Raw genomic sequence first — 12,347 nt, 5'->3', positions numbered from 1 at the left:
TATAAAAAAAGTTTACCTAATAACTTAAGCAAACTCATTTATATCAAAAACCAGTAATTAAATACTCAAACAAATTGTTTTCCGTAAGCCTCCGCTTTAGTAACAAATTCTTTGACTTTTTGCTCGTCATCCTTTCTGCAAATCATTAGAACTCCATCAAACTCAGCCACAATATAGCCCTTTAAGTCGTTAATAACAACCAACTTGTCTTTAGGCGTTTTTATAATACAATCTTCTACTCCAAACAGCATCGCCTTGGCATCTATTACGTTATTTACTTCGTCTTTCTCTGAGTTTTCGTATACCGATTTCCAAGTTCCGAGATCTGACCATCCTATATCAGAAAGCACCACAAAAACATTTTCAGCCTTTTCCATAATGCCATTGTCAATCGAAATTGAGCGACATCGTGGATAAGCTATATCTAAGGCCTCTTTTTCTTTTGCTGTATAAAAATGCTTTTGAGCAATCCTAAAAGCATCTGCCACTTCTGGTAAATACATATCAAAAGCGGCATTGATAGATTTCAAACTCCAAATAAATATACCGCCATTCCAAACATAATCGCCGCTAGCTAAAAACATCTCTGCCAATTCTAGATTGGGCTTTTCAGTAAATGTTCGTACTTTTTTTATCTCATTTGCCTCAGAGTCATCAAATTGTATGTAGCCATAGCCTGTGTCAGGTCTGGTAGGTTTTATGCCGAGCGTTACCAAAACATCATTTTCAATAGAATAATCCAAGGCAATGTTTATTCTTTTCCTAAACTCCTCTTCTTTCAGGATGATGTGGTCTGCTGGAGCCACCACAATATTGGCATTTGGGTTTTTCTTAGCTATCTTGAAACATGCATAGGCAATACAAGGAGCTGTATTTCTTCTACTAGGCTCTAAAAGTATCTGATTATCAGTCAAAAAAGGCAACTGCTCTTTTGTGATAGCGTAGTATTCAGTGCTGGTAACAACAAAAATATTTTCGTTTGGACATATTCCTTCAAACCTATCTGCTGTTTGCTGAATAAGCGTTCTGCCAGTACCCAAGATATCATGAAATTGTTTTGGAAAACTTTGGCGGCTAAACGGCCAAAACCTTGTACCAACCCCACCAGCCATTATTATTAAGAAATTATTTGATGTCATGTTTTTTCAATATATTTTTTCACTCGCAAAGCTACGTTTTCTCTTATATCCATCCAAAAAAGATTATAGTCAGCAAAGTGCCAAATTTTTGTTTTTACAAATGCCTTTCCTACAACCTTGGGCTTTTTTATCCAAAGAATGCCCTCTTGCTGTTTTGAAGAGATAATTTGGGCTGAAATTTTAAATTTTAATCCCAAAGTTCCTTTGTGGTCTGCATAATTTGTAAAAGTGTTCGATGCAGACCAAGTAATTGGATTTACAGACTGGGCCTTGTGTAAGCCATTCTGATAATAATCAGGATAATAACCCTCGGCAAACGTATTCCAACTCACATATCCACCTATTTCATTCGGACTCAGACTAATTTTCAAATCCTTAAACATGTTGTCGTTTACGGGCATCCCTACCAAATATGCGGTTACCAATTGAGATTTCATAGGCTTATTATCAAAAAACTCTTGTAACAACCTAACAGCATGTAATGTCCCTTGGCTATGGGCAGCAATAATGATAGGCCTATTTTGGTTATAGTTTTTAAGATAATATTCGAAAGCCTCCTTGATGTCTTTGTAAGCCAAGTCTATCGCCTTTCGAGCCGAAACTGAGTCTTTAGTTAAAAAAACAGAATAGTGTGCCTGTCTATATCTTGGTGAATATACCTTGCAGCTTTCATTAAAAACTGAAGCTTGATTTTTAATGGCAGAATTATCAATTCTTTCATTCAAATTTCTATCTGTAACTGAAGCGTTCCAAGTAAACTCATTTTCAGGCTTCTGAGTATAAATTGTTGGGTAAATAAAGAAAACATCCGCCTTAGCTTCCGACTGTTTATCCCTCATATCAATCTTTGACTTTGGTATTTGATCTGCCATGTCACTTTGACTTGGTAGTGCTGCCCAAGCGGTGTTTTCAGCATAATTTGGACTTTTAGGAAGTTTAGATTCATTAAAGTCGTTGATTATAAGAAATTTATTCTGGCTGAGGCTTTTTAAACTTCCTAAGCCGCATAGCACATATAAAAATTGCCTAAAAATTAATCTAATCATTTTATGATTATTTTTTGATTTTATTGTATTGAAATAATTTAAATTCTTATTTTTGACCTTTATTTTCATTCATTAACCAAATAATGCTGACTTAACTATGATTAAAAATTACCCAAACCTAAAAAAATTATTCTTCTTTCTTGCAATTTGTCTATTTAATGTAGCATTTACATACGGACAAACGGTGATTTCAGGAATGATTTCTGACTCAAAAACCAAAGAACCTTTGGTTGGGGTTAGTGTTCAGATCAAAGGGAAAGTAATAGGAACTATTACTGACGTAAAAGGAAAGTTTGAATTTACTACTTCTACACCTTTGCCTATTCAATTGTTGATTTCTTCGGTGGGATATAAAACCCAAGAATACACTGTAAACTCTGAAAATGCAGCTATCAACGTAAGTCTCGAAGACCAAGACATTATGGGCCAGGAGGTCGTGGTTTCGGCTTCTCGTGTGGAGCAAAGTGTGATGAAATCACCTGTGACTGTTGAAAAACTTGACCTCAGAGGTATACGAGAGTCAACAGCACCTAATTTTTATGATGCAATAGCAAACATGAAGGGTATTGATATGACTACCCAGGGCTTACTTTTCAAATCAATCAATATGAGAGGATTTGGAGCTACTGGAAACCCTCGTACTGTACAAATGATTGATGGTATGGATAATCAAGCACCAGGTCTTAACTTTCCGGTGGACAACATCGTGGGTATGCCAGAGTTAGACGTGGAATCGGTGGAGATTCTCCCAGGTGCTGCATCGGCCTTGTATGGCCCAAATGCTATCAATGGTTTGATATTGATGAATTCTAAGAGTCCATTTTTATACCAAGGCTTAAGCACTACGATAAAAAGCGGTCTTATGAATGAAAGTAGCAGAGCCAAAGCCACGACTCCTTTTTATGATTTATCACTCAGATATGCAAAAGCATTCAATAATAAATTTGCTTTTAAAGTAAACGTATCCTATATCGGAGCAAAAGACTGGGAAGCGAATAATTTTACAAACCTAAATATAGGAGGAACAGAAAACGGTACTCGTGGAGCTGGAGTAGATGTAGACTATGATGGAGTAAATATTTATGGTGATGAAGTCCAAGCTAATATGCTGACTGTGGCCAATGGCTTGGTAGCTGCTAAATTACTTCCTTCAGCCGCCACAGCATTGGTGCCAAACGTACCAGTAAGTAGAACTGGTTTTATAGAAAGAGACTTGGTAGATTATAACACAAAGTCTTTCAAAACCAACGTGGGTTTACATTACAGGCTGAACGAAAAAGTTGAAATGATTGGCCAAGTTAACTACGGTTATGGCACCACTGTGTACACAGGAGCTGCTAGATACTCATTGAGAAACTTCAACATTACCCAAGCCAAATGGGAATTGAAAGGTGACAACTTTAATGTAAGAGCTTACACCACACAAGAAAGGTCAGGTCAGTCATATGCATCTGGGCTTTCTGCTGTTTCGATGTTGAATGAAATCAAACCTCATGCAACTTGGTTTGGGCAATATGTAGGTGCATTTGTTGCAGCTCGTTCGGCCGGACAAGCAGAATCTGCTGCCCATTTAACAGCTAGGGGTGTTGCTGACCAAGGAATGCCTGGTCAAGGAAGTGATGCATTGTTGGCATTGGCTGATAAATATAATGAAATGAATATAGTTGATGGTGGCGGTGCTTTTGCAGACAAATCTAATATGTATCACCTAGAAGGTTATTATAACTTCAAAAATGAGATTAAATTTATGGATTTGAGCGTGGGTGCCAATGTTAGGAAATATCAACTGAGATCAAACGGGACTCTATTTTCTGATCAAAAAGAAGGAAGAGATGGTACAATAGGCATCAATGAGTTTGGTGGATTTATTCAAGCGGCCAAGAGTATGTTTGCAGATCACTTCAAACTATCTGCATCGATGCGTTATGATAAGAATGAAAACTTTGAGGGTCAATTTACACCAAGAATTTCGGGTGTATTCTCTTTCGGAGAGCATAACTTCCGCCTATCCTACCAATCAGGGTTTAGAATTCCTACAACCCAAAATCAATACATTGATTTAAAAACTGCCTCGGGTACTTTAATTGGTGGCTTACCAGAGTTCGATACAAGATATGATTTGGCGAAAGGGATAGCTGTAACTAGCTTAGCTGCCGCCAATATTGCTCAATATGCAGCTTTGCCAGAAGTTCAAGCAAGTGCTAAAGCTTATGCTACAGCGGCAGTTACGGCTCAAGCCACTCCTGCCATTACTGCTGGTGTAACAGCCGCTATAACAGCAGCTGTAAACAAAGCAGTAACAGATGGTATAACAGCCCAAGTGACAGCTGGTGTTACTCAAGCTATAACTGCTCAAGTAACACAAGGTGTGACTGCAGCAATAACACAACAAGTGACTGCAGCAGTAACTGCCTCGGTAAATGCTGCTGTAACAGCAGGAACTATTCCTGCAGCAAATGCAGCCGCAGCAATACAAGCTGGAGTTGCAGCCCAATTGCCTGTGGCACTAACTGCTAATTTGCAAACACAAGTAGCGGCGGCACTTCCTGGTGCTTTAGCAACTAATCTTGCTCCGGGAGTTGCGGCAACATTGCCAGGAGCATTGGCAGCGAATTTTGATAAGACTGTTGCGGTTGAATTACCTAAAGCACTTGCCTCAAACTTCCAACCAGCTTTCAATGCAGAATTAAAGAAAGCCCTTGATGCCAATGTGCCAGGAGTAACTGCCCAAGTTTTACCTGCTTTTGCTTTGCAAAAAGTGCCTAAATATCAAGCCAAAGCTTTGCAACCAGAGAGAATACAATCTTATGAAATAGGCTACAAAGGTTTATGGGGTAAGAAATTGTTTGTTGATGCATACCATTATTGGAGTAAGTATACTAACTTTATTGGTGGTACTTCTATTGTTGTTCCTACAGCTGCAGCGGGTCCTGGATTACCGATTGAGTCAGGCGTTGGTAGTGCTTCTACGAGATTAGCTTATTCTCGTCCATCAAATACGAGTGCGATAATTAAAGTAAAAGGATGGGCAGCAAACATGAACTATACATTGGGTAAAGGATATAACGTTGGTGGTAACGTTGCATACAATGAACTGACTGGTTTTACAGCAACTGCTGAGCAACAATATGCTGGTTTCAACACGCCTAAGTATAGATATAACTTGAACTTTGGTAAGAGATTGGGTAGTGGTGACAAAATTGGTTTCAATGTAAACTTCCGCCATCAAGATTCGTTCATATGGGAGTCTTCATTTGTGGCACCTACAACTACTACAAACTTGAACTTCTCTAATACCACTGTTCCTAAAATCAATAACTTGGACGCTCAAGTTAGTTTCAAATTGTCAGCAGCTAAATCAATCTTGAAAGTGGGTGCAAACAATTTGGGTTCTAAGCCTTACTTCCAAGCTTTTGGTAGTGCTATGGTTGGCAGCACTTATTATGTTACGATATCTTATGATGAGTTATTCAATAGATAATTAACCAAAAATTATTGGAAAATGACTTAGGTCAAACTTCATAATTTTCTTTGGTTTATTAGAAAAAGACCTCCAATTGGAGGTCTTTTTTTGTGGTGTTAATATTGTTTCTTAAACGCAAAATTTGCTATAGGAAAAACGCAAAAGGCTTATGCAACCGAAATTCTACTTTCCGTTCTTTGCGAAAACTTCGTATTTTCTTTGCGTTTAAATTAACTGAAATAATATTCTTATCTCAAAGATTTCAAATACGAAACAATTTCACCTCTTAAGTCTTTAGCAGCACCGATAATTCTAACAAATTGGCTCCCAATTATAGCTCCAGAGGCGTATTTTGAGGCTGTTTGAAAAGTAGCTTTATCCTTAATTCCAAAACCAATAAGTCGTGGATTTCGGAGATTCATGGCATTTACCCTATTGAAATATTCCTCCATTAGAGGGGTAATACCAGATGTGGCACCAGTAACGCTGGCTGAAGAAACCATGTAAATAAACCCATCAGAAATTTCGTCAATTTTACGGATTCTCTCCTCTGAAGTTTGCGGTGTTATAAGAAATATATTGAGCAATCCATATGCATCAAATGTCTTCTTGTACTCTCTAAAATATTCATCTACAGGTAAATCTGGCAATATTAAGCCGTCAATACCGATTTCTTGACATTTTCTTGAGAAAGCCTCTATTCCAAACTGATACACGGGATTAAGATATCCCATCAATACTATAGGAACAGTGATTCCTTTTTCTCTTATGCCTTCTAATTGCTCAAAAAGCACTTTCAAAGACATTCCATTTTCAAGAGCTTGTTGGTTTGATTCCTGGATAGTTTCGCCGTCAGCCACAGGATCAGAATATGGCATTCCGATTTCTACGATATCTACTCCACCATCTTGCAATGCCTCCAAAACCTTGGCTGTATCATTAAGTTGAGGGTAACCCGCTGTATAATATACATTTAAAACCTCTTTGCTTTTATTTTGAAATAACGCCGTAATTCTATTCATTCAATTTTATGATCTTATCACAAAATTAAATAATAATTTCCCCACAAAATCTAGATTTTTCAAAAATCACTACTTAATAAACCCATCATGGTTTTTATTCCATCAAAATAATTCCCTAAACGAAGGTTTTCATTTGCACTGTGTTGGTTGTTATCCGCATTTACAGTTGGCACTATCACTGCAATTACTCCTAGTTTTGTAACAAAAGGTGATATAGGCACCGAACCACCCATAGTAGGAAGTTTTATGATAGTCTTGTTTGTTGTTTTAGCTAAGGCATTTTCTAGCCAAATACCTACCGAACCGTTTAATTCAGTATTAAACGCACCATAACCTGGCCTTGTAGCTATTTTTATAATTTTATTATACTTATCTCTTTCAGCTGGAGTTGGATCGTTTTCAGTAATAAAATAACCCTTGGAAATGATAAAGTCTTTCACATTCTGTATCAACTTTTTGGGGTTTGTGGCTGCCACAGTACGGATGTCAATTTCAGTAACTGCTTTATCAGGGATTATAGTTGCGGCCAATGCTCCTACTTCCCCAGATTTTAATCCTCTAATGTTTAGAGACGGATAAGTAAGGGCTTCTTGATAGCTTTCTCCGACATTATCAGGCGTTTTAATACCCAGTTTGGCATTTATTTCAGACAAATTATCTGGAATTTCCTTTAGTCTTTGTTTGGTTTTGGCATCTAATTTTACACCATCATAAAAACCCGGAATCAGCACTTTGCCGTCTTCAGACTTCATTGAAGCCAGCAACTGAGCCATTCGCAAAGCTGGATTAGGCAAATAATTGCCATAATGCCCACTATGTTGTGATGTAAAAGCACCATAAGTAGTTAAAGTAATAGTAGCAATACCTCTTGCTCCAAAAGTAATTGTTGGCAGGTTGGAGGCATGACCAGGCCCATCAAAAATCAATAAAAGGTCAGAACTAAGTAAATCTTTGTGTTTATCGATAATACTCGGAAGATTCACTGAACCCTTTTCTTCCTCAAAATCTACTAGAATTTTAAGATTGTAAGACGTTTTGATATTTTTTGACATTAAAGCATCCATAGCTGCCAATAGCATTACACCTGGACCTTTATCATCCGAAGATGCTCTGCCAAAAATTCTCCATTCTGGATCAATCTCCTTTTCAAGATTATCAATGGGTATAATTTCCCAAGAATTATCCTTAGCATTCTTTTTTTTCAAAACCGGCTTAAAGGGATTTTCTTGAAACCACTCAGAAGGAATCACAGGCTGACCGTCAGAATGATAATAATACATTATGGTCTTTGCGTTTGGATTTTCGGATTTTTTTGTGAAAAGCAAAACAGGTAAAGTACTGGTTTCAAGCCTTTTTGCAGAGAACCCCCGTTGGGCAAATTGCTCTTCTACCCAAACAACATTTTTCAATATATCTTCTTTGTAGTTGGCATCGCATGGAATTGCTAGGTATTCCAACAACGTTGGAAAGTGCTTTTTACCAAAATAACTTGCCAAAGAGTCATAATTTATTTTTTGAGCAAAAACATTTGGAATTATCAACAAAAACAAGATAATCTTTCTCATATTTTTATGAATTCTTATGATTTTCGAAACTTTACAAACATAAAGTAAATAATTTAAATTAAATCTTGCTAAGTATAAAAAAACCGAAAATCACATCAAAACTATTTTTGCATTAATCCGACTGGTTCAAAAATTGAATTTACCAAAGATTGATTTATGAAATATGAAACCCGAATTACAAAAGCTGAGATAACCCTCGAACTGAGTTCCGAAGTCTGAATTTTATTTCTAAAAATATCCCATTCCTTTTTTAATATGTCCAAGGTCATTTCATTCCTATTAAAGCGAGAAATAAATAGATTGATATTTTTATCTATCTCTGAAGGATTACAATCGTCCAAATTGAACTTAAGATACTCTTTTGTTATACCCATAAGAAAATATTCATTAGATGAGTACCTACAAACACTAGGGAATTCAATCCAAATAGAATCAGTGTATTTACCAAAACCAAAAATAGAAGCGTTAAATTCAAAGCTTTCATTTTTACAGGAAAGTAATTTTAAATCTTTAGAAACTTGAAATATTTTTGGAAGACTTAGCTGTGAGTCTTGAAAAAAATTTGTGCTGGGACAAAACTCCAGATAATTACTCTTGGATAAATGGATTATTCTCATATTTTTTAATTATTAGCACAAAAGTACCTCAAGCAGGTACCATTAGCCTTTGGGTCTAAATTTTCTGTACACAACTATATAAGAATAGGTTACCGTACTAGTCTAAATTATCATACATCGACAACTAGATGTTCTACAGCCCTAAACTTTGTTCTTTATAATTGAATTGTATGCCCCATCCCAAAGTTCTTTACGTTTCTTGAGAGATTCAATAGAAAATACTTCTGCTTCAATCCATAAGTTTTCGCAATTACCGCAAAGATGCTTAATCATTTTAAGGGATAAATCACTATGATGATCGCCGTCTATTTCAATATGCCTTTCTAAGTAAAATTTAAAAAGTGAAAGATGCTGAGGGAAATTTAAATCAAGTTCATTTACCAATGAGAAAAACATTTTTGGAATTAAATCTTCTCTACCTATTGCAAAAACTGCTGCCAAAATATGAGGTTTTTGAATCTTAATGACTTCAAAAGTAAACTCAACAAATTTTTTTGCCTCAATTGGAGTTTCAGATTTCGAAAATGCACAATTAAAATCTTTAGTTTTACCCAAAACCTCTAAGAACATATCTATACTTGTCGTATCAGCATTGCATTCATTCATTGCATCAATATAGAGTTCATAATGACTTTTTCTAATACCCCGACTGTCAATATCTGACTCCTCGCAAAGTACAATTTCATTTATAAAATATACCAGTTCTCCAAAGTCTTTTGGAAACCATGGGACAGAAGTACAGGTTAGGCTATTTTGGAGAGTTTTCAACAATGACATAAAATCCCAAACAGCAAATACATGAAACTGCATAAATATCCTCAAGTCATCCAAGGTCTCTATTACTGAAAAAACCTTGTGATTAATTATATCATCCCTCAGGTCTTCAGTTTTTCTGATTAGGTTTTCTAAATCTGTGTTCATTAAAGTATTCGTTAAATATTAAGAATTTGAATTGATTATATTTGATTTTGGATTAAGGAAACTGTTACCAGAAACCGTGTAATAGTTTAAATATTATTTTTCAATTAAATGTAATTTAAAAAGTTAAAAACTTACATTAGTCGCATATGCTATAAAACCAATATTCATTTGATATATGTGATCTAATTTAAGCTTGCTTCTAGTTTGAGCTAGCTTCATCTTTTTTCCCAAAAGAAAAATTACAAATTGCATCAGCAATGTGAATTTGTTGTATTTATGTATCTATAAACATTTCCCCTCTTTGTATAATTTTAACCCTCATCTACAACTCCTATAATATTTAAAAGTAATACCAGTGCTCCTTATCTTTATTATAAAAAGTAATAGTGTAGAGCCTTTTTAAAAGTAGCTTCATTGTAAATCCAAATTATCTCGGTTTGTTTTTCTATATTCAAATTAATTTTCTTTCTGACCGTATTTAGATGGTCATGACTTAAAAAATAGCTATTGAAAAGTAAATTTTCTTAATAATAAATATTGAAGACTGCCACCTCATTTGTGGACAATGAGTAAAATTAAATCTATAACATTTTTATATTTTTTTATCCTCAATCATATTATTTGATTTTTCAACCATTACGTTCAATTCCAGCTATCTAAATTTATTTTTATTTAAAATTGTATCAAGATTTGATCTGTCCTTAGAAAAAACCTTCAGGTATATTCTTGGAGCTGCGAAATTCAGATTTTGACCTAAATACTTTATGCAGAACATAACCCCTACTGACCCTTTTTGTTTAAAAGGTAGCCGCCACTACTGCTACAAATAATGGAGAAGTTGTATGAATTTGATACTTTCATTTTGATTAGAAAAGCTTCAGACCCATCCATTGGTAACTGAAAAGTCACAACTGGATGGATTTGCAATTAAAACATTACTTTCTCCAGTCTTCGGTAAGTCACTAGATACTCGCAACTATGAATGATTATTCTCTTTTGGTTGTAGTTCCATTAAATCAAAAATTCTTAACCTTGGTTAAAATCCTATCTACAGTAAAAATCTACTTTTGTTATTTATACTTTAAATCTCACAAAACAATTAATAACATGATGAAATGTGATTCATTCCCTTTTACCTATAAAAAAAGCAGCCCTTGATGAGATAATATCTGCCTTTATCGGTAACTAAAATTTCTGCCTATTGAAGATACGGTTTTTTTTATAAACCTTGGCTAAGTTTTTGAGTTTAAGCAGATATACTGATTTACATTAATATCTTAGAAAAAAACTCGTTTGCTTTCATAAAAACATTTTTAGTCACCAGACCTGATGGCATTTTTAATTTGAAAACGAGGATCCTTTTGAAAACTGCTAAATTAACATCACGAAACAACTACTCTTCTCTTTCTGATTAAAAATAATGATTCATGGTATAGAAGAACACCAATCGAAGCAACAACTGATTATTAAACTTTTATACTTTTTTTTTGCTTTTCAGATACCATAATCTTTTGTCTAAACTGAATCCTGATTTTGATAAAACAAAACCTGCAAAGGTTTGAGACAACAAGACTATAGAAAAATAAATCTTTCAATTATTTATCCATTTGGCTTATAATAATAATTTACATTTGTAATATCTGTTCCTTTTTTGCGACGAATATTGTATAAATTAATATTAGCAATTAGCTTAATATTTCTTACCATTCGGAGGACTAAGGATCTCTTTCTCCTCGAAAAAGGCAGTCGATAACCATCATATATCAAAAAAGTATCAGAAACTTTCCACTCTACCTTATTATTCGATAAAAATTTACGATGTATCCTTGTAAATTTACCAACAAGCAGTGACTCAAAAAACTTTAAGGTTTTTGGAATTACTAATTTCTCTCCGGATGATAAATGAAGTTTCGTGTAATTACTGACAGCTTCTAAATAAACGATTTTGTCTAAATAATTTGCTTCAAAAAGCTTAATGTACCGTGACATATTAAATTGATTTATGCCCAAATATCAAGTGTATTGAACAATGTCACAATTTGATATTCTAAAAAAGTACATATCTAAAGTATTTTTGGTTAAAACCTCAAAATGCTCTATTTTAATGTAACATGAGTAATCATTTGAAGCTGCCGATTTATGCATAAAGAAGATCCGCATCTTCTCTATCATTACTAGGTGAATCTTTCATTGATTCTAAGACTTGTTTAGCCTTGTCTAAAAAAATCTTGCTTCCAAAACGGTATTTAATTGCGGGTAATATTGTACTTCTGACTCAAAATCACCAAAGTGTTCTGTCCTGCTAAACCCTCTAAAATCATCTTTAATTCAAAATAATAGGTAAATTTTCCACTTCATATTTTCACATTATCAAAGTTAGTTTTTTGACTGAACTACAAATGCTAAAATTGGTGAGGATGGGCAACTATTGAATATTTTCACCAAAAAATACATAATTATGTACATTTACTTATTACGAAAACAAGTTTGGCTCAACAAACTAATAATTTTGAAGGAGAAAATACAAATACTTTAACGAAATTTATATCAAGTCAAACTAAAAATTGAATAAGT

At 34.6% G+C, this 12,347-nt stretch carries 7 protein-coding genes; 1 reads left to right on the top strand and 6 read right to left on the bottom strand.

The window, feature by feature from the left end:
• Positions 1–65: 65 nt before the first annotated feature.
• Entirely contained in the window at positions 66–1,139 is a 1,074-nt protein-coding gene (locus EGI26_RS02145) for a mannose-1-phosphate guanylyltransferase (RefSeq protein WP_255076043.1), read from the bottom strand.
• The gene (locus tag EGI26_RS02140; RefSeq protein WP_255076041.1) at positions 1,136–2,185 is read right to left on the bottom strand and encodes a DUF3089 domain-containing protein; all 1,050 of its coding nucleotides are present in this window, start codon (positions 2,183–2,185) and stop codon (positions 1,136–1,138) included. The genes EGI26_RS02145 and EGI26_RS02140 overlap by 4 nt, the downstream gene beginning before the upstream one ends.
• Before the next feature lie 97 nt (positions 2,186–2,282).
• On the opposite strand from EGI26_RS02140, the gene EGI26_RS02135 reads away from it, so the two are divergent.
• Entirely contained in the window at positions 2,283–5,666 is a 3,384-nt protein-coding gene (locus EGI26_RS02135; RefSeq protein ID WP_255076039.1) for a carboxypeptidase-like regulatory domain-containing protein, read from the top strand.
• A gap of 230 nt (positions 5,667–5,896) precedes the next feature.
• On the opposite strand, the gene trpA is transcribed toward EGI26_RS02135, so the two are convergent.
• The 4 genes from trpA to EGI26_RS02115 form a co-directional block, all read right to left on the bottom strand.
• Entirely contained in the window at positions 5,897–6,670 is a 774-nt protein-coding gene (gene trpA / locus EGI26_RS02130; RefSeq protein ID WP_255076038.1) for a tryptophan synthase subunit alpha, read from the bottom strand.
• 59 nt (positions 6,671–6,729) lie between these two features.
• On the bottom strand, positions 6,730–8,235 hold the full coding sequence (locus EGI26_RS02125) for a M20/M25/M40 family metallo-hydrolase (protein ID WP_255076037.1): 1,506 nt from the start codon (positions 8,233–8,235) through the stop codon (positions 6,730–6,732).
• A gap of 758 nt (positions 8,236–8,993) precedes the next feature.
• Complete coding sequence (locus EGI26_RS02120) at positions 8,994–9,773, bottom strand: DUF3050 domain-containing protein (RefSeq protein ID WP_255076036.1); 780 nt, start codon at positions 9,771–9,773, stop codon at positions 8,994–8,996.
• A 1,599-nt stretch (positions 9,774–11,372) separates the two neighbouring features.
• Positions 11,373–11,762 (bottom strand): LytTR family DNA-binding domain-containing protein, encoded by a 390-nt coding sequence (locus tag EGI26_RS02115; protein WP_255076035.1) that lies wholly within the window; start codon positions 11,760–11,762, stop codon positions 11,373–11,375.
• Between the last annotated feature and the right edge of the window lie 585 nt (positions 11,763–12,347).

It is taken from the genome of Lacihabitans sp. CCS-44, assembly GCF_024343735.1.
GTDB lineage: Bacteria > Bacteroidota > Bacteroidia > Cytophagales > Spirosomataceae > Leadbetterella.
Note: the sequence above shows the minus strand (reverse complement) of the source record. Positions and strands in the feature narration are given on the sequence as shown.

Coding starts and splice junctions, on each gene's coding strand:
- EGI26_RS02145 (WP_255076043.1), bottom strand. CDS start 1,139: ATGACATCAAATAATTTCTTAATAATAATGGCTGGTGGGGTTGGTACA.
- EGI26_RS02140 (WP_255076041.1), bottom strand. CDS start 2,185: ATGATTAGATTAATTTTTAGGCAATTTTTATATGTGCTATGCGGCTTA.
- EGI26_RS02135 (WP_255076039.1), top strand. CDS start 2,283: ATGATTAAAAATTACCCAAACCTAAAAAAATTATTCTTCTTTCTTGCA.
- trpA (WP_255076038.1), bottom strand. CDS start 6,670: ATGAATAGAATTACGGCGTTATTTCAAAATAAAAGCAAAGAGGTTTTA.
- EGI26_RS02125 (WP_255076037.1), bottom strand. CDS start 8,235: ATGAGAAAGATTATCTTGTTTTTGTTGATAATTCCAAATGTTTTTGCT.
- EGI26_RS02120 (WP_255076036.1), bottom strand. CDS start 9,773: ATGAACACAGATTTAGAAAACCTAATCAGAAAAACTGAAGACCTGAGG.
- EGI26_RS02115 (WP_255076035.1), bottom strand. CDS start 11,762: ATGTCACGGTACATTAAGCTTTTTGAAGCAAATTATTTAGACAAAATC.